The following is a 26,407-nucleotide window of genomic DNA, read 5'->3' as shown; positions in this document are numbered from 1 at the left end:
GATGGCGGGGGTGGGCAGGATCGCGCTGCCGCCGCCGGTCGCCTTGCTTTCGTTGTAGAGGCTGACGTTGCCGCTCACGATCGGGAAGTCGAGCGCGCGGCAGGCATCGCCCATGCCTTCCAGCGCGTGCACAATCTGCGCCATGATCTCGGGCCGTTGCGGATTTGCGAAATTGAGGCAGTTCGTGACCGCGAGCGGACGCGCGCCGACCGCGCAAAGATTGCGATACGCCTCCGCGATGGCCTGCTTCCCGCCTTCGTAGGGATCGGCGAAGACGTAACGCGGGGTGCAGTCGGTGCTGATCGCCAGCGCCTTCCTGGTTCCGTGGACGCGCACGACACCGGCGTCGCCGCCCGTCTGTAGCGTGTCACCGCCCACCTGGCGGTCGTATTGCTCCCAAATCCAGCGGCGCGATGCGAACGCGGGGTGGCCCATCATGGTCAGTAGGTCCGCACCCACGTCCTTGCTCTCGGGCACGCTGTCGAGCGGCTTGACCTTCGCCCAGGCGCGGTATTCCTCTTTCGAGAGATAGGGCCGGTCGTAGAGCGGAGCGTCGGCCGCGAGCGGGCCGAGCGGGATGTCGCACACTGTCTCGCCCTGGAAGGTGAGCACCATGTGCCCCGTGTCTGTCACTTCGCCGATGACGGCAAAATCGAGCTCCCATTTCCTGAAGATCGCTTCCGCCATGGCTTCCTTGCCAGGCTTGAGCACCATGAGCATACGCTCCTGGCTCTCGCTCAGCATCATTTCATAGGGGGTCATGCCCTCTTCCCGGCAGGGGACGGCATCCATGTCGAGCCGAATACCCGCCTTGCCGTTGGTGGCCATTTCCACGCTGGAACTCGTGAGACCGGCAGCACCCATGTCCTGAATCGCGACGATGGCATCGGTCGCCATCAGTTCCAGGCATGCCTCGATCAGCAGCTTTTCGGTAAAAGGATCGCCCACCTGCACGGTCGGGCGCTTGGCCTCGGCGTCCTCGCCGAAATCCGCGCTCGCCATGGTGGCGCCGTGGATGCCGTCGCGCCCGGTCTTGGAGCCGACATAGACGATGGGGTTACCCACGCCGGTCGCCGCGGAGTAGAAGATGCGGTCCGCATCGGCGACGCCCACGGTCATTGCGTTGACCAGGATGTTGCCGTCATAGGCGGGATGGAAATTGGTCTCGCCCGCCACGGTCGGCACGCCCACGCAATTGCCGTATCCGCCGATGCCGGCGACCACGCCCTGCACCAAATGCTTCATCCTGGGATGATCGGGACGGCCGAAGCGCAGCGCATTCGCATTGGCGACGGGGCGCGCGCCCATGGTGAATACGTCGCGCAGGATCCCGCCCACGCCCGTTGCCGCGCCTTGGTAGGGTTCGATGTAGCTGGGGTGGTTGTGCGACTCCATCTTGAAGATCGCGGCTTGCCCGTCTCCGATGTCGATCACGCCCGCGTTCTCGCCCGGGCCGCAGATCACCCAGGGTGCCTCGGTCGGCAGCTTCTTGAGATGCAGGCGACTGGATTTATAGCTGCAATGCTCAGACCACATGACCGAGAAGATGCCGAGCTCGACCAGGTTGGGCTCGCGGCCCAGGGCATGGAGTACGCGATCGTACTCCTCGGGGCTCAGGCCATGGGATTCGACGACTTCGGGGGTGATTTCGGATATCTCGGCGCTCATGGCGGCAGCGCTTAGCGGGGCGTGGTCGCGACTGCCAGCCCGGTTTCGCGCTTGTGCCAGCGCGTGTTCCCAACGAAGGCCGCCAGCAGCGTTAGGATCCCGAAGGCGATCAGCGCCGCGAAGGATTGCATTGGCGTAACCTCCGCGGGGGCGGGAGCGAACCAGTCGACGGCCTGAAAGATCAGCAGGGCGGCCAGCAGCAGCAGCGGGGGAACCACCGGCCCCCTGGTGCGCCGGACATAGATCCAGAATGCCCCGAGGGTGATCGCCAGTTCGATCCCCATGGCGAGGATGGGATGATCCCAAAGGCCCAGGCCGAAGCGATCCGGCCCCCCGCCCAGAGTGAGATCGGGGCCGTGGGAAACGAAATCCAGCACCCAATGCGAAAGGACTACGCAGGCGCCGATAATGCCCGCCAGGGAACTGCGCGTCACGCGCCCCACCACCAGCCCGAACAGCGTGGCCCACACGAAACTGCCGAGCAGGCTGTGCGTCCATGGATAATCATAGAAGAAGAACGGCTTCATCACGGTGAAGCCGGGTTCGATCCGGTAATGCTCGATGCCAAGGATCGCCAGCAGGAAGAAGGCCCAGTCCACCAACTGCGCCGCCACGAACAGCGTGCCCAGCCTGGGTGCATCGGAACTGACGGCGCGGGCCGCGAAGGCGGGCGCGAAATGGCCGATGAACATCTGGGCGCTCCTGAACTGTTGCAAATCCGGGCAAGACCGTGCGCCGTCCCCAAGCGATTTCTTGACCGCGCCAGCGCCTATGGTCAATGCTCGAAGCGATGGACGAGGAACATGGCAAAATCGCCGAGCTGAGTTTCGAGGAGGCGCTGAAGGCGCTCGAGCAGGTCGTGCGCCGGCTCGAGGGTGGGGAGGTGCCGCTCGACGAGAGCATAGATCTTTACGAACGCGGCGAGAAGCTGCGCGCTCACTGCCAGGCGCGGCTCGACGCGGCGCAAGCGCGGATCGAGAAGATCGTCGCGGGCGAGGGCGGCACGGTGAAGGGCAGCGTGCCCTTCGATGCCGCCGATTCGCCAGGAGCGTGAACGTGGTGGGTTCCATCACCGCCGATGATCGGTTGGCCGCCGCGCTGACCGCGATCCAGGACGAGGTCGACAGCGCTTTTGACGCCTTCCTCCCTGTCCCGCAGGATACCCGTGCGCGCCTGATCGAGGCCATGCGCCACGCAGTGATCGGCGGGGGCAAGCGCGTGCGCCCGCTGCTTGTGGTGGCGACGGCCGAGCTGTTCGGCGTGTCGCGCACTGCTGCGGTCAATGCGGGCTGCGCGGTGGAGGCGATCCACTGCTATTCGCTGATCCACGACGATCTGCCCTGCATGGACGATGACGATCTGCGCCATGGCAAGCCGACCGTACACAAGGTCTTCGACGAGGCGACGGCAGTGCTGGCCGGTGATTCGCTCCACGCGCTGGCTTTCGACATCCTTACCCAGCCCGACACCAGCAACGATCCTTTCGTCCGCGCCGAACTTGTGGCCACGTTGGCGAGGGCCAGTGGCCACGCCGGCATGGCGGGCGGGCAGATGATGGACATGATGGCCGATACGGTAGCCTATGACCTCCAGCAGGTTACTAGGCTGCAACAGCTCAAGACCGGCGCGCTGCTGGCGGCATCGGTGGAGATGGGCGCGATCCTGGGCCGTATCCCTGCCGAAGGCCGCGCCCCCTTGCGCGCCTATGCCCGCGACATCGGCCTGGCCTTCCAGATCGCCGACGATCTGCTGGATGTGGAGGGTGACGAGGACGCGGCCGGCAAGGCGCTGCGCAAGGACGAGGCGCAGGGAAAGGCCACCTTCGTGACGCTGATGGGAACGGAGCCTTCGCGCGAACAGGCGCGCATGTTGGTGGAACAGGCGGTGCGCCATCTGTCGGGCTACGGGTCGGAAGCGGATATCCTGCGCTCGCTCGCCCGGTTTATCGTGGAGCGCGATCGGTGAGGATCTGGCAATGAACAAGCGTATCGGCGTTTATCCGGGGACCTTCGATCCCATCACGCGCGGCCATGCCGACATCATCCGGCGCGGGGCGAAGCTGGTCGACTGGCTGATCATCGGCGTCACCACCAACCCGAGCAAGAATCCCATGTTTTCCAACGAGGAACGCCTGGACATGGTCCGGCGTGAGGTGGCGGACATGCATCTCGACAATGTGGAAGTCGTCGGCTTCAACGCCCTGCTGATGAAGTTCGCCAAGGCGCAGAACGCCAGCGTGATCGTGCGCGGTCTGCGCGCGGTGGCGGACTTCGAATATGAATATCAGATGGCGGGCATGAACCAGCAGCTCGACGACGATATCGAGACAGTGTTCCTGATGGCCGATGTGTCCTTGCAGCCGATCGCATCCAAACTGGTCAAGGAAATCGCGGTCTATGGGGGCGACATTTCCCCCTTCGTCAGCGAGGCGGTGTGCGACGACGTGGTCGCCCGGGTGGAGAAGACGGGGCGCAAGGGCGACTACTAGGGCACTGGACCCTAGCTATTCATTGCGCCGACAGCACCCCGTGCTAGAGGCGGCGCCGGACACCCTGCGAGATACAGCGGATCATAAATGCTCAAGAGCCCTACCCTTTTCCTTACCCTTGCGGCGCTCCTGGCAGCTCCCGCATCAGCGCTCGGCAACCGCAAGGACGCCGCCGCCGAAACGGTGGCGACACCCGAAGCATCGACTGCGGGGCAATATGCGTCCGTCGATTTCGATCTTACGAAAGATCGCGAGGATATCCTGTTTCTCGACCTGTCCAACGGGCAGCGTGTGGCTATCCGGCTGATGCCGGGATGGGCGCCGCAGCATGTGGCGCGGATCAAGGAACTGGCGCGCGCGGGGTTTTACGACAATGTGGTGTTTCACCGCGTGATCGACGGCTTCATGGCCCAGACCGGCGATCCGACCGGCACGGGGCAAGGCGGGTCGTCGCTTCCCGATCTGGAAGCGGAGTTCAATCCGCAGCCACATTTGCGCGGCACCGTATCCATGGCGCGCGCCGCCAGCGAAGACAGCGCGAACAGCCAGTTTTTCATCGTCTTCTACCCGCGGTTCAGCCTTGATCGGCAATACACCGTGTTCGGCCGCGTCATTGACAACATGGATGCCGTGGATGCGATCCAGCGGGGCGAACCACCCGAGAATCCGACGCGCGTCGTTCAGGCATCGATCGCCAGCGATAACGTTCCGCCCCCGGCAGTGACCACGGCGCCCGCCGAAATTACTGCAGACGATCTCAACGCGCCGATCGAGCAGTAATTACCCGGCGGCGCTTCATGCGCTAAGGGCCCGCGATGCGCGTCGACCTCTTCGATTTCGATCTTCCCGCCGACCGGATCGCGCTGCGCCCGGCTAGCCCGCGCGATTCCGCTCGCATGTTGGTCACGCGCAGGGAGGGCGCTTTCGAAGATTCCGTCGTTCGCGATTTGCCCGGCGTCCTGCGGCGCGGCGACGTGCTGGTCTTCAACGACACGCGCGTCATCCCCGCCCAGCTCGAGGGGCGCAGGGGTGAAGCCAAGATCGGCGCCACCCTCCACAAGCGCGTCGATTTGCGGCGCTGGCAGGCCTTCATCCGCAATGCCAAACGCTTGCGGCCGAGGGACGAGATCGCGTTCGGCGGCGAAGTGACCGCCACCGCGGAGCAGCGCCTTCCCGATGGCAGCTTCATTCTGGCTTTCGCGGGCGAGGAGCCGGTGGAGGTTCTGCTGGAACGCGCGGGCCGGATGCCGCTGCCCCCCTATATCGCGGGCAAGCGGGCCACGGACGAACGCGACAAATCCGATTACCAGACCATGTTCGCTGCAAAGGACGGTGCAGTCGCTGCACCCACCGCCGCACTCCATTTCACGCCGGAACTGATCGCGGCGCTGGACCGGGCGGGCGTGGGCCGGGAAACTCTGACGCTGCACGTGGGAGCCGGCACGTTCCTTCCCGTGAAGGCGGAGGATACCGACGACCACATCATGCACAGCGAGTGGGGCACGATCGACGGGGCGACCGCAGACCGGCTGAATGCCGTACGCGCGCAGGGCGGGCGGATCATCGCAGTGGGCACGACCAGCCTACGCCTACTTGAAAGCGCCGCCGATGCGTACGGTGTTGTCCATCCTTTTGAGGGGGATACTGCTATCTTCATCACCCCGGGCTATTCGTTCCGTGCGATCGATGGGTTGATGACCAATTTTCACCTCCCGAAATCCACGCTGTTCATGCTGGTCAGCGCGCTGATGGGGCGGGAGCGGATGCAGGCCGCCTATGCCCACGCCATCGCCAGCGGCTATCGTTTTTATTCCTACGGCGATTCATCTTTATTGTTTCCCTGAGGGGGCGTTCCTAAATCCACGCGCATGTCGGAACCCATCCTCGAGCTCGAGGGCCTCACCAAGATCTACAAGGGCGGCCTCAGAGCGCTCGATGACGTGGACCTGACCATCAACAAGGGCGAGATTTTCGCGCTGCTGGGGCCCAACGGCGCAGGCAAGACCACGCTGATCGGTTCGGTCTGCGGTCTCGTTCGTCCGACCTCCGGCACGATGAAGGCGTTCGGCCACGATCTCTCCACCGATTGGCGCGCGGCGCGTCGCCGGATCGGGCTGGTTCCGCAGGAAATGGCCACCGACATGTTCGAGGAGGTCATTCGCGCAGTGAATTATTCACGCGGCCTGTTCGGTCTCGCTCCGGACAAGGACCGGGTGGAGGAAATCCTGCGCTCGCTCAGCCTCTGGAACAAGAAGGATGAGCAGATCCGCAATCTTTCGGGCGGCATGAAGCGCCGCGTTCTGATCGCGAAGGCACTCGCGCATGAACCGGATCTTCTCTTCCTAGACGAGCCCACTGCCGGCGTCGACGTGGAACTGCGCAAGGACATGTGGCGCCAGATCGATGCCATGCGGGCGCGCGGTGTGACCGTGATTCTCACTACTCACTACATCGAGGAAGCCGAGGAAATGGCAGACCGCGTCGGCGTGATCGACAAGGGCAAGATCCTGATGGTGGACGAGAAGGCGGACATGATGGCCAAGCTTGGGCGAACCGAGGCGCTGTTCACGCTCGCAAGCCCCATCGACAGCCTCCCGCCATCTGTTGCCGCTTACTCGGTCGAGCTGGAACAGGGGGGAACGGTACTGTGCTATCGGGGCGGCGACGGCAGCGGGAAGGGCAAGCAGGAGGTGGCCGAGCTGACAAAGGCGCTCGTGGCCGCAGATGTGAATTTTACTGGCATCGATGTGCGCGAAAGTAGCCTCGAAGACATCTTTGTGGGGCTGATCGGCCATCGGGAGAACGCGGCATGACTTTCAATGGCCGCGGCGCGTGGTCGATCTTCACGCGCGAACTCTGGCGGTTCCTCAAGACTGCCTTCCAGTCGGTGCTTGCGCCGGTGCTTACGACGTCGCTCTATTTCGTTGTCTTCGGCGCGGCTATCGGTGGCCAGATGCCCGACCTGGGCGGCGTCGATTACGGGGCCTTTATCATTCCCGGTCTGCTGATGCTCACCTTGCTGGGGGAGACGACCAGCAACGCCAGCTTCGGCATCTACATGCCGCGGTTCACCGGCACAATCTACGAACTCCTGTCCGCACCAGTGGGCGTGGCTGAAACGCTTGCCGGCTTTGTCGGGGCGGCGGCCGTAAAGAGCCTGATCCTGACCGCGATCATCCTGCTCACGGCCCGCCTTTTCGTCGATTATTCCATCCAGCATCCGTTTGTGGCGCTTCTTTTCGTCCTGCTGGTCGCGGCGGCGTTCAGCCTGTTTGGGTTCATTCTGGGGATTTGGGCTGACGGGTTCGAGAAGCTGGGCATCATCCCCCTTCTGTTCCTCACGCCTCTGACATTTCTCGGCGGCACTTTCTATTCGATCGACATGCTTCCCAAGCCGTGGGACACGGTCGCACTGGCAAATCCGATCGTCTATCTGGTCAGCGGTCTGCGGTGGGCGTTCTATGGGCAGGCGGACGTCGATATCAGGCTGTCCTTCGGCATCACAATCGCCTTCCTGATCGCCTGTATTGCGGTGATCACCTATATCTTTCGCACGGGTTGGCGATTGCGCGACTAGTCGGGGTTTATTTCGCCGGGCGCGGGCATTAGCTAGCCGCCGTCATGCGCGCATTTCAAGTCATTCTCGCCGCTCTCGCGATCGCCGCCCCCGCCCGGGCCGCCGTGCCCGAACCAGTGCGCGCGATGATAGACGCGGCCATCGCCACGGGCGATCCGGCAAAGGTCGCTGCCGTCGTGGAGGTCGCCAAGCAGACCAATCCCGACGACAAGGGCGAGATCGATGCGCTGCACCAGACGTTCCTCGCCGCGAAGGCTGAAGAGAAGCGCGTGGCCGAAGAAAAGCGGATCGAGGGCATTAGGCAAGCGGGACTGTTCGAGAATTGGAGCGGGAAAGGTGAACTCGGAGGCTTCCGGTCAACCGGCAACAGCGACAACTTGGGCTTCAGTGCCGCCCTGACCGCGAAGCGTGAAGGAATCGATTGGACGCATCAGGTCCGCGCCCGCGCAGATTACCAGAGCACCAACGGTGTGAAGACGCGCGAGAAATATTTCGCTGCCTACGAGCCGCGCTATCAGCTGGAAGACGATCTGTTCATCTACGGCCTCGCCCAGGCGGAGCGGGATACATTTCAGGGCTTCGACGCCCGCTACGCCCTGTCTGGCGGCCTCGGCTATCAGGTGGTCAAGAAGCCGGAGCTCAACCTCAATGTGAAGGCCGGCCCCGCCTTGCGCCTTGTCGATTATACCACTGGCGAAACGGACACGCGCCTCGCCGGACTGATCGGGGTCGATTTCGACTGGACCGTCGCGGATGGGTTGAAGCTGACGCAGGATACCAACGCCGTTGCGGAAACCGGGGGCTCGGCAGTCGCCATTTTCGATTCGCGCAACACGACGCTTTCCGTGATTACCGGCCTCGAGGCGCGGATCTCGAAAAAGCTCAGCTCTCGGTTTTCCTACCAGGTGGACTACCAGAGCAATCCCCCGGCCGGAAAGGTCGAGACCGACACGCTTTCGCGCATCACCATAGTTTACGGCTTCTGACCGGTGGCCCCTCGTTTCCAGTTTCGAGTCGCCGCGACCGACGGTCTGGCGCGTACGGGCGAGATCGCCATGCGGCGCGGTACGATCCGCACTCCGGCCTTCATGCCGGTCGGTACGGCCGCCACGGTGAAGGCGATGAAGCCCGAAACGGTGCGCGCGACCGGCGCCGATATCATCCTGGGCAACACATACCATCTGATGCTGCGCCCCGGCGCCGAACGGGTTGCGCGCCTCGGTGGGCTTCACCGCTTCATGAACTGGGATCGCCCGATCCTGACCGATAGCGGTGGCTATCAGGTGATGAGCCTTTCCGATCTTAGGAAGCTGACCGAGGAGGGGGTAGAGTTCGCCAGCCATATCGATGGTTCGCGCCATATGCTGACGCCGGAACGCTCCATGGAAATCCAGCGCCTGCTGGGCAGCGATATCGTGATGGCCTTCGATGAATGCCCCCGCGCGGATCGCCCGATGGCGGAGATTGAGGCGAGCATGGAGTTGAGCATGCGCTGGGCCGGGCGCAGCAGGGCGGGCTTTGATCGGGGCGAGGAGCATGCGGAGCGTTCGGCTCTGTTCGGCATCCAACAGGGTGCGCTAGACGAAGGATTGCGCCGCCGTTCCGCCGATGCGCTGCGGGACATCGGCTTCGACGGTTATGCTATCGGTGGCCTTGCGGTGGGCGAGGGGCAGGACGCCATGTTCGCCACCCTGGATTTCGCGCCGCAGATGCTGCCCGACGATGCGCCGCGCTATTTGATGGGCGTGGGCAAGCCCGACGACCTGGTGGGTGCGGTGGCGCGCGGTGTGGACATGTTCGACTGCGTCCTTCCCACGCGGTCGGGCCGGAATGGTCAGGCTTTCACCTGGTCGGGCGCTCTGAACCTGCGCAATGCGCGATTTGCCGAGGACCTCGAGCCCCTCGACGAGGCCTGCGAATGTAGCGTGTGCTCGACGTATTCGCGCGCCTATTTGCACCATCTGATCAAGGCCGGCGAAATCCTCGGGGCGATGCTGACGAGCGAGCACAATATTGCGTTTTACCAGCAGCTGATGGAAGGCATGCGCAAGGCGATATCAATAGGTAAATTTGCGACATTTAGGGCGGAATTCCTCTCTTCATATCGCCGCTAGGCTGTGTATGTTTTGCCGATCCGGGTCGTGGGGATCGCGATCTGGCACAGTGGATCAGGGGGTCGTGTGATGAAGGGTGTTCGCAAGCTTCTGCTTGTAAGTGTTGGATGTGTGTCGATTGGTGCTGCTGTCCATGCAGAGGAAATTGACCAGACCGCGGCACGCTTTGCCGCGCTCGCATCGGTTCAGGACATTTCGCTGTCGCCTTCGGGTCGCCACATCGCTGTGGTTCAACCCTCGCCGGGCGGTCAGACGATCATGGTGGCGGATATGCAGGCGGCTCAGGTCGCCCTCAAGCCGATCCAGCGCAATACCGATAGCAATGTCTCAATCAGTTGGTGCGATTGGCCCAGCGATACGCGCTTGATCTGCAACATCATCGTGCAGACCAAGATCGATAATCTGACGCCTGTCTACGCCAGTCGCCTAGTCATCATGAATTCCGATGGCTCCGACAGTCAGGTCCTGACAGCCTCGCGCGACGCATATGCGCGAGGCGTCAACCAGCACGGTGGGTCAATCATATCATGGCCGACGGCGGAACGGCCCGACTCGATCCTCATCTCGCGCGAATTCCTGCCCAGCGATCACGTTGGCAGTCGTCTCGGCAGTACGGATGAGGGGCTTGGCGCCGAACTCGTCGATCTCGAGAACCTGCGGCGGACCACGGTCGAACGCGGCTCGGCGAAGACAGAGATGTTGCTGGCCGATGAGCATGGTCAGATACGGCTGAAGCAAACCCGCGATTCTTCGTCCAGCGGCTATCTGAAGGATAGCACTCACCTGTTCTACCGAGCTGACGAGCGCCGTTCCTGGGAAGCGCTGGAGCCGAGGGGAATCGAAGGCGAGTTCAACCCGGTGGCTGTGGATAGCGGCAAAAATGTCGTCTACGGCTTCGCGGAAAAAGACGGCATGTCCGCTCTTTACACCGTGTCTCTCGATGGCAGTGGCAAAACCGATCTGGTTTATTCGAGGCCCGATGCAGAGGTGAATCGGGTGGTTCGCCTGGGTCCGGGTGGCCGGGTCGTCGGGGCCAGCTACGCCACCGATCGCCGCGTAAGCGAATTCTTCGATCCGAAACTGAAGGCACTGCGCAAGGCACTTGGCGACGCCCTGCCGGGACATCCATCGATCACCTTTGCAGATGCCAGCGCGGATGAATCGAAGATGTTGCTTATTGCCTCGAGCGATGTCGATCCGGGCTCGGTCTTCCTGTTCGACAAAGGCGCAGGGCGCCTCGAAACCGTCCTTCCGCTTCGCGAACTTCTGATCGACGTGCCGATGAGCGAGATGCAAGCCATCAGCTACCCTGCGGCGGACGGCACCACCGTGCCTGCCTATCTTACCCTGCCGAAGGGCGGCGCAAAGAAAGGCCTGCCGGCGATAGTGATGCCGCATGGCGGCCCTAGCGCTCGCGACGAGTGGGGCTTCGACTGGCTCGTGCAATATTTTGCCAGCAAGGGATACGCGGTTCTCCAGCCCAACTATCGGGGGTCGTCGGGCTACGGGTCGGGATGGATGGGGCAGAACGCCTTCCGCGCCTGGGATACGGCGATTTCCGATGTGAACGACGCGGGTAAATGGCTTGTCGATCAAGGGATCGCTGCGCCGGACAAGCTTGCGATCGTGGGCTGGTCCTATGGTGGCTATGCGGCCTTGCAGTCGCAGGTCGTCTCGCCGGACCTTTACAAGGCCGTGATCGCTGTCGCGCCGGTTACCGATCTGGAGATGATCCGGGAAGAAGCGCGCAATTACACCAACTACCGATTGGTTGACGCATTCGTCGGGCGCGGCCCACATATCGAGGCGGGTTCGCCCGCGCGCCATGCCGACCGTTTCTCTGCGCCGGTTCTCATGTTCCATGGCGATCAGGACAAGAACGTCGGGATCAATCAGGCCCGCAAGATGGATCGCGAACTGCGCAAGTCGGGCAAGGAAACACAGCTCGTCGAATTCGAAGGGCTGGACCACTACCTCGAAACGAACAAGGCACGGTACGATCTTCTGACCAAGAGCGACGCGTTTCTCCGCAAGAACCTGGGTCTGAAGCCATAACGAGCCTATCGAACACCGGGGGGCGGCCGCGCCGCTGCCGTCCCCCGTCCGCTGTACTGCACTAATTTGCGCTCACAGTGGTGCTAGTCGAACCCGACGAAACGCGCGGCGTCCTTTACGGCTCTTCTTTCGGAAACAACCGCGTTTGCGGGAAAGCTATTGTCGGGCCATCCCATGGCGACCGCTTTTAAAATCACCTGATCGTCGGGAATGCCGACGTGTTCGCGGACCACCGGGCTCTGCATGATGCCCTGGCTGTTGATGACGCAGCCAAGTCCGCGAGACCACGCCGCGTTGACAAGGGCGGTGGTGACAGCACCACAATCGAAGGCTGTATCGTCGCTGCCGGATAGTTCGCGGTCGTAGGCGATGATTACGCAGACGGGCGCATCAAACTGGCGAAAGCCGCGCAGCACCCAGTCCTGGCGTTTGTCCTTGTCGTCGCGGGCGATATCCATCGCCGTGAAAAGCTGCTTGGCAACACCGATCTGCCGTTCGCGATGCACGCCCGCAAAAGGGTCTCCGCGTCGAAACTCGCGGGAGTCCGGCTCTCCGGCAAGGATACGCTCGGTATTGCCGCGTCGGATCCGGTCGAGCGGTTCTCCCGTCACGACATGGAAATGCCATGGCTGCGTGTTCATCGAGGAGGGCGATCGCATGGCGAGCGCGAGGACCTCTTCGATCAGCGACCGGGAAACGGGCTTGCGCAGATAGCCGCGGATCGAACGGCGGCCGAGAACGACGTCATCATAGTCCATGCAAATCGTCATGGCCAAAGCAGCCATGCGCATCAACCGGCGTTTCGTGGCTCAGTCGCGCAATTCCAGAACCGTGCCGCGATAGGCGACAAACTGGCCGTGCGGGTCGAGAAATCCCGCTCCGATGGCGTGCGCCATGCGCTGTGCCTGATCGAGCGAGGGGTACCATTTGCCGCTGCGGCGCGCGGTGCGGAAGCGATATTGGGTCATTGCATCACGGCAATGTCCAAACCGGTCCCGCGTTCCCGCAAAACCGACCATAAAACATTGATCGCAAACAAAAAGGGCGGCCCGTAATGGACCGCCCCGATTGCCTGTCGAAACCGTCGGATCAGCGCGAATAGAACTCGACGACCAGGTTCGGTTCCATGGTGACGGGATAAGGCACCTCGTCAAGCTGAGGGACGCGCGTGTACGTCACCTTGTCGGTGCCGTCGGGCGAGACGTAATCGGGAATGTCACGCTCGGCCAGGCTCTGCGCCTCGATCACCAGCGCCATTTCCTTGGCCTTGCTGCCCAGGCTGATCACGTCGCCCACATTGATGCGGCGGCTCGCGATGTTGCACTTGACGCCGTTGACGCGGATGTGGCCGTGGCTGACGATCTGGCGCGCGGCGAAGATGGTCGGGGCGAACTTGGCGCGATAGACGACCATGTCCAGACGGCGCTCCAGCAGACCGATCAGGTTCTGCGAGGTATCGCCCTTCATGGCCGACGCTTCCTGATAGGTGCGCTTGAACTGCTTTTCGGTCACGTCGCCGTAATAGCCTTTGAGCTTCTGCTTAGCGCGCAGCTGAAGGCCGAAGTCGCTCATCTTGCCCTTGCGGCGCTGGCCGTGCTGGCCGGGGCCGTAGGAACGCTTGTTCACGGGGCTGTTGGGGCGACCCCAGATGTTTTCGCCCATCCGGCGGTCGAGTTTGTACTTGGCGCTTTGACGCTTCGACATTAGTCGTATTCCTTCGATTTCGCTGTCGCCATCCCATCGATGGCGCTTCAACCCGGCATCGCCCGACGGAACCAGTCCGTCGCGGCCACCGCTTCACCGGGATGCGGGGCCAAATGCGAAGGCGCGCGCTTAGCAGGGGGGCGGTAAATTGCAAGTCGGAAAGCGGCTCGACACCTTCATGAGGAGAAGGCAAGGAGGGCAAATGAGCGATTTCCTCTTACCAACGAAGTGCAAAACAATGGTGGATGTGCGCCTTGGCGTGGATGCCACGGACCGCGAGCTATTGGCTCTTCTGGAGCGGCGCTTTGACTATATGCGCGCTGCTGCACGAATTAAACAGAACCGCTCGGAGGTCCGCGACGAAATACGCAAATCTGAAGTCATTGGAAACGCAGTGCGCGAAGCGAGCCGACGTGGTCTTCCAGCAGATGCACTCGGGGCAATCTGGAACGCTCTCGTAGAGGCATCAATCGCCTTCGAACTAGAGGAGTGGGACAGGGTTCAAGAGTGATCCGTTACACTTTGTGAAGGCGGTATCTGATTTCCTGATCAGAGAAGGGTATGGCGCGATCCGGGAAGGCATTGAACTCCGCCACCCATCTCTCGTCTCAATCCGGATTAACGCCAGGGCCGGACATCCGCTGTCGCCTCTGTTCCTCGACTACTTCTGCGTTCTCTTTCTCAATCTGCATCCATTCCCCCACGGTCCGGCACACGCGCTCAGGTATGCGAGAGCCAAGTTGTTTGACGCTCTTGCATTTTACCGATTCGAGTTTGGGCTGGCCTTCCAAGTGCGCTTCAGCATAAGCCGGAGTGGACGTTTCTGGTGATGAAGCTGCAAGTATCAATAAAGAAGCCAATAAGATTTCAGTCATTCTAATATCCTAAGATGAGCGAAGCTAGAGATGGTCTGATAGTGCAACCCAACATAGAGGCCTAGTACAAAATAACGCGCCTTCGGTGAGAATGCCCAGCACGGAAGCGCTTTCACATGCCGCGAATAGTATCGGACTTTGCCGAGATTCGTCCGGTCGCGCGGCGGCGGCTTTCAAGATCCTGCTGATTGGCAATCTCGATCTCTTTCCACTCCTTTCTTGTACGGCAAAGCCTGTTCGGAAAAGAGAGCGGGCCTCTCGAATATTACGACATGTGATTACAGTCGAATCATCGATATCCTTCTCAGCGCGCTATACAGCGTACATCATCACATTGCTCTCCAACGGCGCCGCCCCGTTGGTGATGTAGTGTTCTGCTGCCAGGTTGCTACCCGTTCCCAGTATAAGGATCGAAAATATCGTCAAAAAGATTCTCCGTCCTTTCAAAGACCCTACATACCACGATTAAAGGCAAAACAACGCATCGATCCTAAAGTTTTAGTTTCGAACGCTATAACCGTATGGAAGATAGCCCAAAAGTGTGCACTCTAACAATGCGGTGCGGTGCTCGCCGGCTGAGTTAATGCAGCATAGACTGCCGCGCGCCACTTTTCGTAACCCCTATGATTCATATGCAGATTATCGGAGACGAAAATATCGGGACGAGGTTTTCCGTCATCGTCAAGCATACCTGAAACGATATCAATATATACAAGGTCGTCGCGGGCCTCAGCCAGCGCCTTCATACGGGCATTGAGCGCTTTCTGCTTTTCGTACTGGGCCCACCGCGACGGTGAGGGTTTGGTTGCGATATAATACACGGGTGTGGAGCCCAGCGCATTGGTCTTCAGATCGAGAAATTCACGCAAGTCCGCTTCGACCACGTCGACCGATTTACCGGCGTTGATATCGTTTTCGCCTTCGTAGAGAACGATCTTGGCGGGTTTGTACCGGGCCACCAGCTGATCGAAATAGCGGTTGGCATCTTCTGTCTGCGATCCGCCGAAACCGCGCTGGATCGGCTCGAAAACGGCGAAATCCCTTTCGAGACCGACCCACAGCCGAATGCTCGAACTGCCGACGAACAGCAGCTTGCACGGCTCGGGCATCAGTACCTTATCGCGGAAGGCGAATTCTCCGATTTCCCCCGCGAACCGGCCGGCGTTTTCCTGGGCAACCGCCACCGTCGGCAGCGCAAGTGCGAGCGACAGAGCTCCAGCCACGGCCAAGCCCCGCATTGTTCGAGCCAGTTTCATCGATCTTCTCCCATATTGTCGCGTTCGAGACAGGACAGCACACCGCGCAATGTCCGCACCTCGAGATGATTCCAGCCCGGCTTCGTCAGGACTGTGCGCAAAGTCGTGCGGGTTGCTTCCATCCGGCTTGGCGGGCGAAAATACCCGCGTGGCTCCAGCAATTTTTCAAGATGGCCGATGAGACCTTCCAACTCGTGCTGTGGTGCCGGAGGGAGCAGGTGTTCCTGAGGCGGCTGCGCCAACTGCGCGTTGCGCGACCATTCGTAAGCCATAAGGATCACGGCCTGTGCGAGATTGAGCGAGGCAAATTCCGGATTGATCGGCACGGTCACGATCGCGCGGGCCAGCGCGACATCGCTCGTTTCCAGCCCGGATCGCTCCGGGCCGAACAGGATCGCGCTGCGACCGGGCTGCGAATGAATTTCGCGAGATGCGACTTCCGGGGTCAGGACCGGCTTCGTCACCCCGCGCTTGCGCACCGTGGTGGCGTAAACATGCCCGCAATCCGCCACGGCCTCCGCCGTAGTCGCGTACACCTTGGCATTTTCGAGAACCGCATCCGCTCCCGATGCGGCGGGGCCTGCAGAGGGGTTGGGCCAGCCGTCGCGCGGTTCGACAAGGCGCATCTCGGTCAGCCCGAAATTGAGCATGGCCCGCGCCGCCTTGCCGATATTCTCGCCAAGTTGGGGCCGGACCAATACGATGACAGGCTGTTCAGCCATCCCGGGCCGCATCCGTAACAGTGCTGGCGAATTCCTCGAAATCGCGGGCTTCCGAGAAATCGCGATAGACGCTCGCGAATCGAATGTAGGCCACCGGATCGATCTGACGCAGGCCCTCCATGACGAGTTCGCCGATGCGATCCGATAGCACTTCGCTGTCCCCAGCGGTTTCGACCTGCCGCTGTATACCGCTGACAAGCTGATCGACCCGCTCCGGCGCCACTTCGCGCTTGCGGCATGCCAGGGTCAGCGAGCGTTCGAGCTTGCCGCGTTCGAACGGCTCTCGGCGGCCATCGGATTTGACGACCGTGACCTCACGCAACTGCACCCGTTCGAAGGTGGTGAAACGGGCTCCGCAGCCCGCACACTGACGCCTTCGGCGGATGGCGGCATTGTCCTCCGTCGGGCGGCTGTCCTTTACCTGGCTATCGTCATGGGCGCAAAAAGGGCAGCGCATTCAAAGTGCTATCGCTTGATCCTGTTGTAGAATGCGTAGCCCGCGCCGGCGATCAGCCCGACCGGCAACGTCACGACGGGGAGCAGCGCGCCCGCAAGTGCCCCAATGGCTGCGCCGGCCAGAACCGGCTTCGTCGAGGGGTGGGACATGCCCTGCTTCGCCATCCCGGACATTTCCGTCTTGGCATCTTCGACCCAATCCTGGCCGCGTGGATTTCTATCGTCCATCTTTCTCACATCCCTGGATAGACCGGAAAACGATCACACAGTTCGGACACCCGGCCGCGCACGCTCTCCTCGATCTGGCCATCGCCCTCGGCGCCGTTCTTGGCAAGGCCTTCCACAACCTCGGCGATCAGCTTGCCAATGGTGCGAAATTCGCTCGCGCCGAAGCCGCGCGTAGTGCCCGCCGGGGTGCCAAGGCGCACGCCGCTGGTCACGAAGGGGCTCTTCGTGTCGAAGGGGATGCCGTTCTTGTTACAGGTGAGCCAGGCGCGATCGAGCCCTTTCTCAGCGTCCTTTCCAGTCACGCCCTTGGCGCTGAGGTCGACGAGCATGGAATGGTTGTCGGTGCCGCCTGACACAACCCGCAGGCCATTCTCTTCCAGACTTGCCGCCAGCGCACGGGCATTCTCGACCACACGGTGGGCATAGCTCGTGAATTCGGGACGCAGGGCCTCGCGGAAGGCAACCGCCTTGGCAGCGACGACATGCATCAGCGGTCCGCCCTGCAGGCCAGGGAAAACCGCCATGTTGAGCGGCTTGCTCAGCGCCTCGTCATTCCAGAGGATCACGCCCGAGCGAGGGCCGCGCAGGCTCTTGTGCGTTGTGGTGGTGACCACGTCCGCATGCGGAAAGGGGGAAGGGTGCGCGCCGCCGGCGACGAGGCCGGAAATGTGGCTCATGTCCACCAGCAGATAAGCGCCGACCTCATCCGCCACCTTCCTAAAGGCTTCCCAGTCCCACAACCTTGAGTAGGCGGTGCCGCCGGCGATGATCAGCTTGGGCTTGTGCTCCTTCGCCGTTGCCATCACCGCATCCATGTCGATCAGCTCATCGTCCCGGCGCACGCCGTAGCTCACGGGGTTGAACCATTTGCCGCTCATGTTGACGGGGCTGCCATGCGTCAGGTGCCCACCGGAATTAAGGTCGAGACCCATGAAGGTGTCGCCCGGCTCGAGCAGCGCAAGGAACACAGCCTGGTTCATCTGGCTGCCCGAATTGGGCTGCACATTGGCGAAATTGCATCCGAACAGCTGCTTTGCCCGGTCGATCGCCAATGTCTCGACCACGTCGGCATAGTCGCAGCCGCCGTAATAGCGCTTGCCCGGATAGCCCTCGGCATATTTGTTGGTGAAGACGCTGCCTGTCGCTTCAAGTACGGCTCGGCTCGCTATGTTTTCGCTTGCGATCAGTTCGATCTTGTCCTGCTGGCGCTTCAGCTCGTTGCGGACCGCAGCGTAAATATCAGGGTCCGCCTGTTCCAGCGTGTCGGTCCAGAAACCGTCCATTGGACGTGATGCGTTTGCGGTGTCGTTGGCTGCGGTCGCGGTCATTGGTGGGGTTCGATCCTGTCGATGGAGAGGGGCGGGTTGCCGAGCTTGTCCACCCGGCGCTGGTGGCGGCCGCCGGCGAATTCCGTGGAGAGAAACGCATCGACGCACGCCTTGGCCATGTCGGGACCGGTCAGCCGCGCGCCCATGGCGATCACATTGGCGTCGTTGTGTTCGCGCGCAAGTGAAGCGGACAGCGGCTCTCCGACCAAAGCACAGCGAACTTCGGGATTGCGATTGACGGCCATGGAGATGCCGATCCCGCTACCGCATAGCGCGACGCCGAATTGGGCTGTTCCTTCCGCCACCACGGCGGCGAGGTCGTAACCATAATCGGGGTAATCGACGCTTTCAGTTCTGTTGGGCCCAAGGTCGGCAACCTCGTGCCCCTGCTGCATCAGCCATTCGGCAAGAATGGCCTTCAGTTCGACGGCGGCATGGTCTGAAGCGATGGCGATACGCATGGCCGCCCCCATAGGCGCGCGGCGCCTTTCGCGCCACCCCGTATCCGGGCTCTCTACCGAACTCCGCAGGATCGACCGTTAACCATTTGGTTACCCGGATCGGATTATTCGGTCAGCCGGATACGGTGAGAAAATGATCCACGAGCAAAGCACATTTGGAAGGCTCGCGGTCACCGCGACGCGCCTCGCCCCCGTCAGCGACCAATCGGTCGATCGCATCCTTTCGGCAGTCAGAGACCACCTGGGCGCGGAAATCGCCTTCGTTTCGCGCTATGTCGATGGCGGCATGAAGCAGCTCACCCACGTCAATTCGGACCTAGATCTGCCGATGGGCCCGGGCTTCGCGGATCCTCGAGAAGACAGCTATTGCTGGCACATCGCGGAAGGGCGGTTGCCCGAGCTAATCCAGGATGTCGCCGATTATCCGTTCACGCAGACCATGGCGATCACCAACTTCCTGCCGGTAGGATGCCATCTTAACACGCCGCTGCGCCTGTCTGATGGCACACTATACGGCAGCTTCTGCTGTCTCAGCCGCAAGCCGGATCGCAGCATGACGGAGCGTGATTTGGGCGTGCTGCGTGCGTTCGCCGCCCTCGCGGTCGAACAAATCGAAAAGTCGCTGGAGGGGGACGGACGGCGCGATCTGCTTGAAATCGCGGTCGACGGCATTCTGGCACAGGAAGGTATCGCGATCTATCATCAGCCCATCGTCAGCTTGACCGATGGGCGGCAGGTGGGCGCGGAGTGCCTGGCGCGCTTTCCCGATGCATCGCAGCGCGGCCCCGACATGTGGTTCAACGAGGCGGCGGAGATCGGACGAGGCGTCGAGCTGGAACTGCTTGCGGTGCGGAAGGCGATGGCTTCTGCCGCCCACGCTGCGCCGGGCACCTATGTGTCGGTCAACGTCTCTCCCGATTCGGTGATGTCGGGGCTGCTCGAGCCTATGCTGGCCGGCTATACCCGGCACAATCTCGTGATTGAGCTGACCGAGCATCAGATGGTCGCCGATTTTGCCGCCTTGCGCGATGCGCTGGCCAGGCTCGCGCCGCACGCCCGGATCGCGATCGACGATGTAGGGGCCGGCTATGCCGGGTTGCGCCACCTTGTCGATCTGCGCCCGGATCTGCTCAAGCTCGACATGGGGCTGACCCGCCATGTCCATGCCGACCCGGCACGCCGTGCGCTCGCGGGCGCCATGGTCCAATTCGCAGAAGACATCGGGTGTAGCCTGGTTGCCGAAGGCATCGAAAACGAAGACGAGCGGCGCGCGCTTGCCGACCTCGGGGTCACCTATGGGCAGGGATATCTTTTTGGACGGCCTTTTCCGGCGGCAAAGGGGTCATAGAGCTCCCGATTTGGGCCATGTGCTGCTCGTTTGACCGCCACGACGGCGACTTCCGAAGCGCGGTACGCGCTGTCGCGTAACCGAAGCACTGTCACGGGCGAGTAAAACCTTGGTCCGTTAACCATAAGGGCCCGATGGATTCGCCATCCGGCATCTCGAAATTTCATCTGGAGTTTGTACGATGAAGGCCCTTTCAATCGCAGTAGCAATGTCGGTAGCAGCGCTCCCGCAACCGGGTAGCGCCGAGGTCATTACCCCCGTCTCGGTCGAAGCCAGCAGCACGTTTCGCACCTACGACAAGAACAATCTCATCGACGGTAGCGGTCTCGATACCTCGGGTCTCCATGATTCGAGCTTTGGTAATATGTGGATGACCGACCTGGGCGAACCGACGGGCGTGCTCACCTTCGATCTCGGTGGACTGTATTCGCTCGATTCGGCCTCGCTGTGGCAATATAATTTCGGCACAAATACCCCCGTGATCTCGACGCTAGATCGCGGCGTAGATCGATTTCGCATTCTAACTTCGGTCGATGGCGTCACATACGACGAGGTATTCTCTGGCAACATGACCCGTTCGCCCGATGGGTCACCCGTAGGCGCGCAAGTATTTTCGCTAGCCCCAGTCGATGCCCGTTTTGTCCAGCTCGACTTGCTGAGCAACTTTTCGATCGGGACAATTTACGAAGACAGTTACCCGATTGGGCTCTCCGAAGTGCGTTTCGGCGGCTCGGTTGCCGGTGCAGTGCCCGAACCCACTACCTGGCTTCTGCTGGTGATGGGAATAGGTGCTGTCGGCGCCGCAATGCGTCGCAAGAAAGTGTCAATCGCCTACGCCTGAGAAATGAGAATGGGGCCCGCCATAATGACGAGCCCCATTTCTTACCGAGTTCGGAGGTTGTGAAAACGACCGCGAGCGAAGCTACTGATCCAGGAAACTGCGCATCTTGCGGCTGCGGCTCGGGTGCTTGAGCTTGCGCAGCGCCTTGGCCTCGATCTGGCGGATACGCTCGCGGGTGACCGAGAATTGCTGCCCGACCTCCTCCAGCGTGTGATCGGTATTCATGCCGATGCCAAAGCGCATGCGCAGCACGCGCTCCTCACGCGGGGTGAGCGATGCCAGTACGCGGGTGACGGTTTCCTTGAGGTTCGCCTGAATCGCGGCATCCACCGGGATGATCGCGTTCTTGTCCTCGATAAAATCGCCCAGATGCGAATCTTCCTCGTCGCCGATCGGCGTTTCGAGACTGATCGGTTCCTTGGCGATTTTCATCACCTTGCGGACTTTCTCCAGTGGCATGGACAGGCGTGCTGCCATCTCCTCCGGCGTCGGCTCGCGACCCTCCTCGTGCAGGAACTGTCGGCTCGTGCGGACCAGCTTGTTGATCGTTTCGATCATATGGACCGGTATGCGAATCGTACGCGCCTGATCAGCGATGGAGCGGGTGATCGCCTGCCGGATCCACCAGGTGGCATAAGTGCTGAACTTGTAGCCGCGGCGGTATTCGAACTTGTCGACCGCCTTCATCAGGCCGATGTTGCCTTCCTGAATGAGGTCGAGGAATTGCAGGCCGCGGTTGGTATATTTCTTGGCAATGGAAATCACCAGGCGCAGGTTCGCCTCGACCATTTCCTTCTTGGCGATACGCGCCTCGCGTTCGCCCTTCTGCACCATATTGACGATGCGGCGGAATTCGGGAAGCGCCATACCGGTCTGCGCGGCGATGTCGGTAATTTCCTGACGGATGCGCTCGATCGCGTCGCCTTCCTTCTCGGCGAAGGCGGCCCATTTCTTGTCCTTCGTGCGATCGGACAGCCAGTTCTCGTCCATCTCGTTGCCGATATAGGCTTGCAGGAAGTCAGCCCGCTTGACCTTGTGGCGCTCGGCAAGGCGCAGCATCTGGCCGCCAAGCGCAGTGAGACGACGGTTGAAAGCATAGAGATTGTCGACCAGAAATTCGATCTTGGTTGCATGGAACTGCACGCTTTCGACCTCGGCCGTCAGCAGTTCGCGCAATTCCTCGTATTTTTTTTCCTTCGCAGCGGGATACGCATCTCCGCGCCCCAGCACTTCGACGCGCTCGGCCTGCTGCTTTTCGAACTTGCCGAAATAGTCGGTGATGCGGGCGAAACGTTCCAGCGCATCGGGCTTCAGCGCAGCTTCCATCTGCGCCAGGGACATGGTGTTGTCTTCTTCTTCTTCGTCCTCGCGCCGCTTCTTGCCAGAGGATTCGCCATCCTCGTCGTCCTCATCGTCGTCCGAGGAGTCTTCCGCGACGTCATCGTCCTCGCGGATGGAGGGGCCAGCAGTCGCCTCTGAAATCTCGCCATCATCGTCCTCGTCGGCATCCTCGGTCAGCTTGTCGGCCGGGGGTTCCTTTGAGAGCATGGCATCGAGGTCGAGGATCTCGCGCAGCTGCATTTCGCCCGCATTGAGCGCTTCTGACCACTGGATGATGGCGTGGAAGGTGATCGGGCTTTCGCACAAGCCCATGATCATCATGTCGCGCCCAGCCTCGATACGCTTGGCGATCGCGATCTCGCCCTCGCGGCTCAGCAGTTCGACCTGCCCCATTTCGCGCAGGTACATGCGCACCGGATCGTCGGTTCGCTCCCCGGCGGCGAGTTTCTTGGTGACGTTGGTGGTAGGCTCCTTCTTGGTGGGAGCGGGGGAACCGTCACCAGAATCGCCATCCGAATCAGCGGCGATTTCCTCGACTTCGGCTTCCTGTTCGGCCTCGGCTTCGCCTTCCTCGTCGTTCTCGACGATCTGGACGCCCATGTCGGACAGCGCCGACTGAATGTCTTCGATCTGGTCCGAACTCATTTCGCCTTGGGGCAGGGCGGCGTTGAGCTCATCATAGGTTACATAGCCCTTCTTTTTCGCCTTGCTGATCAGCTTCTTGATCGACGCTTCCTTGAGGTCGATCAACGGAGCGTCTTCGGCTTCGGAGGACTTGTTCTTGGTTGCCATGGAGTCTTTTCTATTCCGTCACGTGCGATTCCGCCGAAACCGGCGAAGCCTGAATGGATGTACGAGCCGAGGCAGCGCGCCTGCGCCCCAAACGCTTCAACCGCTGGTCTAGTGCCAACAGGCGGTCTCGCAACCGGCCCTGTTCAACCATCGAACCATCCGGATCGCGGTCGAAACGCGCTGTGGCCGCCGACAAGGCAGCTTCCAACGCGGGTCTTTCGACCAGCAGCGACACGGCTTCGGCCAAATCCTCGCGCGCTTCGTCCGGGTCGGTGCCTTCATCGAGAAAGGCGAAAAGACTATTGTCCGGAAGGGCAGGCAGGCCGTTGATGACTGATATGGGCGAAACCGCGCGCGAATCAAGCGATTCGCCCGCTTCGATCAGCGCGTCTATTGCCGGTGCGAGATTTTTGTCGCGCCGCGCCAGCTTCAATAGCGCCTCTTCATGGCGGGCTATCTGGTCGGGAAACCGCGCCAGGCCGGCCAGTACGGCAGCGGTGAAGCCACCGCGAGAACCACCCTGTACCAGCCGCTGAAGCGTCCGCATGACGTCCGGCGCGGGCCTCTGGATCGCTCCCTTTCGGAACTCGCCCTTGACCCACGGCCGCTGCTCGCGCGGGGGAAAGGCGAAGGCAGAGAAACGCTGCAACAGATCGCGCCGGTACAGCGAGCGAATATCCGGATGCGCGATCGTATCGACATGGCTGAGCAGCCGTTCCTTGAGGCCGGCCTTGTCTTCGGGCGTCTGGTGCGGGCCTGCGGCGTGTTCGAAATCCCATAGCGCTTCGAGCATGCTCTGTGGCTCGGCCAGCAGCGCCTCAAGGGCACCGGCGCCTTTTTGCCGGAGAAGGTCATCGGGATCGAGGCCCGAAGGAAGGCGGACGATGCCCAACGTGTGGCCCGGCCTCAGCAGGGGGAGGGCACGCCCGATCGCCTTCATGGCCGCGCGCTGGCCCGCCGCATCGCCATCGAAACACAGGATGGGCCGTTCGACATGGCGCCACAGCAGGTCCAGCTGGTTCTCGGTCAGCGCGGTGCCCATCGGTGCCACCGCTTCCGCGATCCCGGCCTGCGCCAGCGCGATCACGTCCATGTAGCCCTCGACGACCACCATGCGGCCCGCCTTGCGCGAGGCGGGCGCGGCGCGGTGCAGGTTGTAGAGCGTGCGGCCCTTGTCGAAGAGCGGGGTTTCGGGGCTGTTCAAGTATTTCGCGACGCCATCCCGGCTGTCGAGAATGCGGCCGCCGAAGGCGATCACCCGTCCGCGTGCATCCTGGATGGGCAGCATCAGCCGTTCGCGGAAGCGGTCGTAGTTTTCGCGGCCACCATCCTCGGGCGCGATGCGCATGCCGGCTTCCACCAGCATGTCTTCCGAAAAGGAAGACAGTGCCGATTTTAGAGCCTGCCGGCCTTCGGGGGCATAGCCGAAACCGAATTCGCGAGCCGTGCCCTCCGAAATACCGCGTTCCGCCAGATAGCTGCGCGCCCTGGCCCCCTCGCTCGTCGCAAGCTGCGCAACGAACCAGTCCTGCGCGGCTCCGGTCACATCATGCAGGCTGGCGCGCTTTTCGGCCTGGCGCGCGGCGCGAGGATCGGGGGCGGGGACCTCCATCCCGGCCTCGCTCGCCAGTTCCTTGATCGCATCCATGAAAGCGAGGCCCTGGTGATCGGTAAGCCAGCGGATGGCGTCTCCGTGGGCCTGGCAGCCGAAGCAGTGATAGAAGCCCTTGGCATCGTTGACGTAGAAGCTGGGCGTCTTCTCGTCATGGAAAGGACAACACGCGCGAAATTCGCGCCCCGCCTTTTGCAGGCGCACATTGCGCCCGATCACCGCCGACAGCGTGATGCGCGCACGCAGCGCGTCGAGCCATTGGGGTGAGAGCGCCATGCGAAAAACCTAACTGCTGGGCGGCCCCCGCGCTAGCGGGGGGCGCCCTGCTCCACAGTCTTTTCTTCGGCAGGGAAGGGCGCAGTGACCGCAGAGCGCCGATCGTTCCATTCGAGCTGGAAAGCTTCGCGCGGACCGGCGGGAGCGGCCGTGGTCTGGAACCAGAAGGTTATCGGCATATCCGCCTTCCACCCGCTGCCGCCGGTCACGCGCCAGATCAGCTGGCTTTCGTCGACCGAAACGGTGATGGCGTCCTCGTCCCCCAGCGCCGCGGCGGCCTGGTCCCTTGAATAGCCCAGTGTGGCGGCGAAACCGGATACCGGCTTCGTCGTGCGGAAGAATGCGGGCGGAATTTCCTTCGGGGCGCCGTCCGCATCGGTGGCGGAGGGTTCGGGCGCGGGAGGGGAGGTGGGGCCGTTCGGCACGATGGTATAGACGTAGGTCAGCTTCGTTCCCTCGGGCAGGGCCTCGGGATCGCATTCGGCCATCTGAGCCGGACACGCGACATAGCTGGTGATCGTGGCAAAAATTTCACCGTCCGCCCGCACGTCGAACTCCGGATCGGTGCCTTGCGGTCCCACGATCTTCGCGCCCAGCGCCCAGGGATCGAAATCCGCCGCCACCAGCGTGCGCGGCGCGGCGACGGTCGCGGTCGGCGTGGGCTCGGGTGCGGGCGAATCGCCCGAACACGCCGCGAGCAGTACGGCACCAGAGAGAGAGAGGGAAAAGGCCGGGCAGGCTCTCATGAAAGCGACTCTTTCACCCAACCGCTAGTGCGACTCATGTCGAGGCTGGCGCCGTGGCGTGCCTTCAGCTCGGCCATCACGCGGCCCATGTCCTTCATGCTATCCGCGCCGAGATCGGTCTTGATCGTGGCGATGGCGGCCCTGGTGTCCTCCTCGCTCATCTGCTGCGGCAGGAATTCCTCGATCACGGCCAACTCGCGGCGTTCCTGATCGGCAAGTTCGGTGCGGCCTCCCTCGTCGTACATCTGGATCGATTCGCGGCGCTGCTTGGCCATCTTCATCAGCACGTCGGTGACGAGTTCGTCGTCATCGGGCTTCTTCTCCGATGTGCGCAATTCGATATCGCGATCCTTGATCTTCGCGCCGATGAGGCGAAGCGCGGCGGTGCGGTCCTTGTCGCCCGCCTTCATGGCGGTGACGGTTTCGGTCTTGATCGTGTCCCTGATCATGGCGTCCAATTTTACAAAAGATGTGGATGGTTCGGCGTCTCAATAGAATGACGCGTCGTTTTGCCAAGCG

Annotated in this window: 29 protein-coding genes; 13 read left to right on the top strand and 16 right to left on the bottom strand. The window is 61.9% G+C overall.

The annotated features are described in order from the left end of the window. Window positions 1-1,656: phosphoribosylformylglycinamidine synthase subunit PurL (gene purL, locus ACFDTG_RS04535; RefSeq protein ID WP_375289826.1), on the bottom strand; the 1,656-nt coding region annotated here is incomplete at its 3' end. Between the two features lie 23 nt (window positions 1,657-1,679). Then, window positions 1,680-2,360 (bottom strand): hypothetical protein, encoded by a 681-nt coding sequence (locus ACFDTG_RS04530; RefSeq protein WP_375289823.1) that lies wholly within the window; start codon window positions 2,358-2,360, stop codon window positions 1,680-1,682. An 86-nt stretch (window positions 2,361-2,446) separates the two neighbouring features. Between ACFDTG_RS04530 and ACFDTG_RS04525 the strand changes: the two genes are divergently transcribed. The 10 genes from ACFDTG_RS04525 (at window position 2,447) to ACFDTG_RS04480 (ending at window position 11,902) form a co-directional block, all read left to right on the top strand. Next, window positions 2,447-2,722 (top strand): exodeoxyribonuclease VII small subunit, encoded by a 276-nt coding sequence (locus ACFDTG_RS04525; RefSeq protein ID WP_375289822.1) that lies wholly within the window; start codon window positions 2,447-2,449, stop codon window positions 2,720-2,722. Between the two features lie 5 nt (window positions 2,723-2,727). Continuing rightward, window positions 2,728-3,633 carry a polyprenyl synthetase family protein gene (locus ACFDTG_RS04520; RefSeq protein WP_375289821.1) on the top strand — a complete coding sequence of 302 codons (906 nt, stop codon included), beginning with the start codon at window positions 2,728-2,730 and terminating at the stop codon, window positions 3,631-3,633. 10 nt (window positions 3,634-3,643) lie between these two features. Next, window positions 3,644-4,156 carry a pantetheine-phosphate adenylyltransferase gene (gene coaD, locus ACFDTG_RS04515; protein ID WP_375289820.1) on the top strand — a complete coding sequence of 171 codons (513 nt, stop codon included), beginning with the start codon at window positions 3,644-3,646 and terminating at the stop codon, window positions 4,154-4,156. 87 nt (window positions 4,157-4,243) lie between these two features. After that, on the top strand, window positions 4,244-4,936 hold the full coding sequence (locus ACFDTG_RS04510; protein ID WP_375289819.1) for a peptidylprolyl isomerase: 693 nt from the start codon (window positions 4,244-4,246) through the stop codon (window positions 4,934-4,936). Between the two features lie 35 nt (window positions 4,937-4,971). Next, entirely contained in the window at window positions 4,972-6,000 is a 1,029-nt protein-coding gene (gene queA / locus ACFDTG_RS04505; RefSeq protein ID WP_375289818.1) for a tRNA preQ1(34) S-adenosylmethionine ribosyltransferase-isomerase QueA, read from the top strand. Window positions 6,001-6,024: 24 nt separating this feature from the next. After that, a complete protein-coding gene (locus ACFDTG_RS04500; protein WP_375289817.1) occupies window positions 6,025-6,969 on the top strand; it encodes an ABC transporter ATP-binding protein in 945 nt (314 codons plus the stop codon). After that, window positions 6,966-7,733, top strand: a complete 768-nt coding sequence (locus tag ACFDTG_RS04495; RefSeq protein ID WP_375289816.1) for an ABC transporter permease — start codon at window positions 6,966-6,968, stop codon at window positions 7,731-7,733. Before ACFDTG_RS04500 ends, ACFDTG_RS04495 begins: the two co-directional genes overlap by 4 nt. A gap of 44 nt (window positions 7,734-7,777) precedes the next feature. Continuing rightward, complete coding sequence (locus ACFDTG_RS04490) at window positions 7,778-8,719, top strand: YdiY family protein (protein WP_375289815.1); 942 nt, start codon at window positions 7,778-7,780, stop codon at window positions 8,717-8,719. Between the two features lie 3 nt (window positions 8,720-8,722). Continuing rightward, on the top strand, window positions 8,723-9,847 hold the full coding sequence (gene tgt / locus ACFDTG_RS04485) for a tRNA guanosine(34) transglycosylase Tgt (RefSeq protein ID WP_375289814.1): 1,125 nt from the start codon (window positions 8,723-8,725) through the stop codon (window positions 9,845-9,847). A 69-nt stretch (window positions 9,848-9,916) separates the two neighbouring features. Further along, window positions 9,917-11,902, top strand: a complete 1,986-nt coding sequence (locus ACFDTG_RS04480; RefSeq protein ID WP_375289813.1) for an alpha/beta hydrolase family protein — start codon at window positions 9,917-9,919, stop codon at window positions 11,900-11,902. Window positions 11,903-11,985: 83 nt separating this feature from the next. On the opposite strand, the gene ACFDTG_RS04475 is transcribed toward ACFDTG_RS04480, so the two are convergent. From ACFDTG_RS04475 to rpsD, 3 genes are all read right to left on the bottom strand, one after another. Continuing rightward, window positions 11,986-12,660 carry a nitroreductase gene (locus ACFDTG_RS04475; protein WP_375289825.1) on the bottom strand — a complete coding sequence of 225 codons (675 nt, stop codon included), beginning with the start codon at window positions 12,658-12,660 and terminating at the stop codon, window positions 11,986-11,988. 51 nt (window positions 12,661-12,711) lie between these two features. Beyond that, window positions 12,712-12,870 carry a hypothetical protein gene (locus tag ACFDTG_RS04470; RefSeq protein ID WP_375289812.1) on the bottom strand — a complete coding sequence of 53 codons (159 nt, stop codon included), beginning with the start codon at window positions 12,868-12,870 and terminating at the stop codon, window positions 12,712-12,714. A gap of 121 nt (window positions 12,871-12,991) precedes the next feature. Further along, on the bottom strand, window positions 12,992-13,606 hold the full coding sequence (gene rpsD / locus ACFDTG_RS04465; RefSeq protein ID WP_375289811.1) for a 30S ribosomal protein S4: 615 nt from the start codon (window positions 13,604-13,606) through the stop codon (window positions 12,992-12,994). 202 nt (window positions 13,607-13,808) lie between these two features. Here rpsD and ACFDTG_RS04460 point away from each other — a divergent pair, with 202 nt between their 5' ends. After that, window positions 13,809-14,117, top strand: a complete 309-nt coding sequence (locus ACFDTG_RS04460) for a chorismate mutase (protein WP_375289810.1) — start codon at window positions 13,809-13,811, stop codon at window positions 14,115-14,117. Window positions 14,118-14,214: 97 nt separating this feature from the next. On the opposite strand, the gene ACFDTG_RS04455 is transcribed toward ACFDTG_RS04460, so the two are convergent. The 7 genes from ACFDTG_RS04455 to rpiB form a co-directional block, all read right to left on the bottom strand. After that, the gene (locus ACFDTG_RS04455; RefSeq protein ID WP_375289809.1) at window positions 14,215-14,481 is read right to left on the bottom strand and encodes a hypothetical protein; all 267 of its coding nucleotides are present in this window, start codon (window positions 14,479-14,481) and stop codon (window positions 14,215-14,217) included. A gap of 548 nt (window positions 14,482-15,029) precedes the next feature. Further along, window positions 15,030-15,737: a GDSL-type esterase/lipase family protein gene (locus ACFDTG_RS04450; RefSeq protein WP_375289808.1), complete on the bottom strand. Its 708-nt coding sequence runs from the start codon at window positions 15,735-15,737 to the stop codon at window positions 15,030-15,032. After that, window positions 15,734-16,459: an RNA methyltransferase gene (locus ACFDTG_RS04445; RefSeq protein ID WP_375289807.1), complete on the bottom strand. Its 726-nt coding sequence runs from the start codon at window positions 16,457-16,459 to the stop codon at window positions 15,734-15,736. Before ACFDTG_RS04445 ends, ACFDTG_RS04450 begins: the two co-directional genes overlap by 4 nt. Next, complete coding sequence (gene nrdR, locus ACFDTG_RS04440) at window positions 16,452-16,916, bottom strand: transcriptional regulator NrdR (protein ID WP_375289806.1); 465 nt, start codon at window positions 16,914-16,916, stop codon at window positions 16,452-16,454. The genes ACFDTG_RS04445 and nrdR overlap by 8 nt, the downstream gene beginning before the upstream one ends. Before the next feature lie 8 nt (window positions 16,917-16,924). Next, window positions 16,925-17,143 (bottom strand): hypothetical protein, encoded by a 219-nt coding sequence (locus tag ACFDTG_RS04435; RefSeq protein WP_375289805.1) that lies wholly within the window; start codon window positions 17,141-17,143, stop codon window positions 16,925-16,927. A 5-nt stretch (window positions 17,144-17,148) separates the two neighbouring features. Continuing rightward, window positions 17,149-18,426, bottom strand: coding sequence for a serine hydroxymethyltransferase (gene glyA / locus ACFDTG_RS04430; protein ID WP_375289824.1), 1,278 nt, complete (start codon window positions 18,424-18,426; stop codon window positions 17,149-17,151). A gap of 41 nt (window positions 18,427-18,467) precedes the next feature. Next, complete coding sequence (gene rpiB, locus ACFDTG_RS04425; RefSeq protein ID WP_375289804.1) at window positions 18,468-18,932, bottom strand: ribose 5-phosphate isomerase B; 465 nt, start codon at window positions 18,930-18,932, stop codon at window positions 18,468-18,470. Between the two features lie 133 nt (window positions 18,933-19,065). Between rpiB and ACFDTG_RS04420 the strand changes: the two genes are divergently transcribed. Both ACFDTG_RS04420 and ACFDTG_RS04415 read left to right on the top strand, forming a co-directional pair. Then, a complete protein-coding gene (locus ACFDTG_RS04420) occupies window positions 19,066-20,280 on the top strand; it encodes an EAL domain-containing protein (protein WP_375289803.1) in 1,215 nt (404 codons plus the stop codon). A 181-nt stretch (window positions 20,281-20,461) separates the two neighbouring features. Further along, complete coding sequence (locus ACFDTG_RS04415) at window positions 20,462-21,121, top strand: PEPxxWA-CTERM sorting domain-containing protein (protein ID WP_375289802.1); 660 nt, start codon at window positions 20,462-20,464, stop codon at window positions 21,119-21,121. Between the two features lie 81 nt (window positions 21,122-21,202). On the opposite strand, the gene rpoD is transcribed toward ACFDTG_RS04415, so the two are convergent. From rpoD to ACFDTG_RS04395, 4 genes are read right to left on the bottom strand one after another with little or no spacing between them, the layout of a single operon-like run. Then, the gene (rpoD, locus tag ACFDTG_RS04410) at window positions 21,203-23,254 is read right to left on the bottom strand and encodes an RNA polymerase sigma factor RpoD (protein WP_375289801.1); all 2,052 of its coding nucleotides are present in this window, start codon (window positions 23,252-23,254) and stop codon (window positions 21,203-21,205) included. Window positions 23,255-23,264: 10 nt separating this feature from the next. Further along, window positions 23,265-25,142: a DNA primase gene (gene dnaG / locus ACFDTG_RS04405; protein WP_375289800.1), complete on the bottom strand. Its 1,878-nt coding sequence runs from the start codon at window positions 25,140-25,142 to the stop codon at window positions 23,265-23,267. A gap of 32 nt (window positions 25,143-25,174) precedes the next feature. Then, entirely contained in the window at window positions 25,175-25,888 is a 714-nt protein-coding gene (locus tag ACFDTG_RS04400; RefSeq protein WP_375289799.1) for a hypothetical protein, read from the bottom strand. Continuing rightward, entirely contained in the window at window positions 25,885-26,337 is a 453-nt protein-coding gene (locus ACFDTG_RS04395; protein WP_375289798.1) for a GatB/YqeY domain-containing protein, read from the bottom strand. Before ACFDTG_RS04395 ends, ACFDTG_RS04400 begins: the two co-directional genes overlap by 4 nt. Window positions 26,338-26,407 lie beyond the last annotated feature (70 nt).

It is taken from the genome of Qipengyuania sp. (assembly GCF_042095715.1).
Classification (GTDB): domain Bacteria; phylum Pseudomonadota; class Alphaproteobacteria; order Sphingomonadales; family Sphingomonadaceae; genus Qipengyuania.
Note: the sequence above shows the minus strand (reverse complement) of the source record. Positions and strands in the feature narration are given on the sequence as shown.

Bases quoted from the DNA above. Each gene is read 5' to 3' on its own strand.
- rpsD (WP_375289811.1), bottom strand. From the start codon at position 13,606: ATGTCGAAGCGTCAAAGCGCCAAGTACAAACTCGACCGCCGGATGGGC.
- ACFDTG_RS04495 (WP_375289816.1), top strand. From the start codon at position 6,966: ATGACTTTCAATGGCCGCGGCGCGTGGTCGATCTTCACGCGCGAACTC.
- ACFDTG_RS04500 (WP_375289817.1), top strand. From the start codon at position 6,025: ATGTCGGAACCCATCCTCGAGCTCGAGGGCCTCACCAAGATCTACAAG.
- ACFDTG_RS04420 (WP_375289803.1), top strand. From the start codon at position 19,066: ATGATCCACGAGCAAAGCACATTTGGAAGGCTCGCGGTCACCGCGACG.
- dnaG (WP_375289800.1), bottom strand. From the start codon at position 25,142: ATGGCGCTCTCACCCCAATGGCTCGACGCGCTGCGTGCGCGCATCACG.
- ACFDTG_RS04525 (WP_375289822.1), top strand. From the start codon at position 2,447: ATGCTCGAAGCGATGGACGAGGAACATGGCAAAATCGCCGAGCTGAGT.
- ACFDTG_RS04460 (WP_375289810.1), top strand. From the start codon at position 13,809: ATGAGCGATTTCCTCTTACCAACGAAGTGCAAAACAATGGTGGATGTG.
- ACFDTG_RS04490 (WP_375289815.1), top strand. From the start codon at position 7,778: ATGCGCGCATTTCAAGTCATTCTCGCCGCTCTCGCGATCGCCGCCCCC.
- ACFDTG_RS04480 (WP_375289813.1), top strand. From the start codon at position 9,917: ATGAAGGGTGTTCGCAAGCTTCTGCTTGTAAGTGTTGGATGTGTGTCG.
- coaD (WP_375289820.1), top strand. From the start codon at position 3,644: ATGAACAAGCGTATCGGCGTTTATCCGGGGACCTTCGATCCCATCACG.
- ACFDTG_RS04435 (WP_375289805.1), bottom strand. From the start codon at position 17,143: ATGGACGATAGAAATCCACGCGGCCAGGATTGGGTCGAAGATGCCAAG.
- queA (WP_375289818.1), top strand. From the start codon at position 4,972: ATGCGCGTCGACCTCTTCGATTTCGATCTTCCCGCCGACCGGATCGCG.
- ACFDTG_RS04445 (WP_375289807.1), bottom strand. From the start codon at position 16,459: ATGGCTGAACAGCCTGTCATCGTATTGGTCCGGCCCCAACTTGGCGAG.
- ACFDTG_RS04395 (WP_375289798.1), bottom strand. From the start codon at position 26,337: ATGATCAGGGACACGATCAAGACCGAAACCGTCACCGCCATGAAGGCG.
- rpoD (WP_375289801.1), bottom strand. From the start codon at position 23,254: ATGGCAACCAAGAACAAGTCCTCCGAAGCCGAAGACGCTCCGTTGATC.
- ACFDTG_RS04400 (WP_375289799.1), bottom strand. From the start codon at position 25,888: ATGAGAGCCTGCCCGGCCTTTTCCCTCTCTCTCTCTGGTGCCGTACTG.
- ACFDTG_RS04530 (WP_375289823.1), bottom strand. From the start codon at position 2,360: ATGTTCATCGGCCATTTCGCGCCCGCCTTCGCGGCCCGCGCCGTCAGT.
- ACFDTG_RS04415 (WP_375289802.1), top strand. From the start codon at position 20,462: ATGAAGGCCCTTTCAATCGCAGTAGCAATGTCGGTAGCAGCGCTCCCG.
- rpiB (WP_375289804.1), bottom strand. From the start codon at position 18,932: ATGCGTATCGCCATCGCTTCAGACCATGCCGCCGTCGAACTGAAGGCC.
- glyA (WP_375289824.1), bottom strand. From the start codon at position 18,426: ATGGACGGTTTCTGGACCGACACGCTGGAACAGGCGGACCCTGATATT.
- nrdR (WP_375289806.1), bottom strand. From the start codon at position 16,916: ATGCGCTGCCCTTTTTGCGCCCATGACGATAGCCAGGTAAAGGACAGC.
- ACFDTG_RS04475 (WP_375289825.1), bottom strand. From the start codon at position 12,660: ATGGACTATGATGACGTCGTTCTCGGCCGCCGTTCGATCCGCGGCTAT.
- ACFDTG_RS04450 (WP_375289808.1), bottom strand. From the start codon at position 15,737: ATGAAACTGGCTCGAACAATGCGGGGCTTGGCCGTGGCTGGAGCTCTG.
- ACFDTG_RS04455 (WP_375289809.1), bottom strand. From the start codon at position 14,481: ATGACTGAAATCTTATTGGCTTCTTTATTGATACTTGCAGCTTCATCA.
- ACFDTG_RS04470 (WP_375289812.1), bottom strand. From the start codon at position 12,870: ATGACCCAATATCGCTTCCGCACCGCGCGCCGCAGCGGCAAATGGTAC.
- ACFDTG_RS04510 (WP_375289819.1), top strand. From the start codon at position 4,244: ATGCTCAAGAGCCCTACCCTTTTCCTTACCCTTGCGGCGCTCCTGGCA.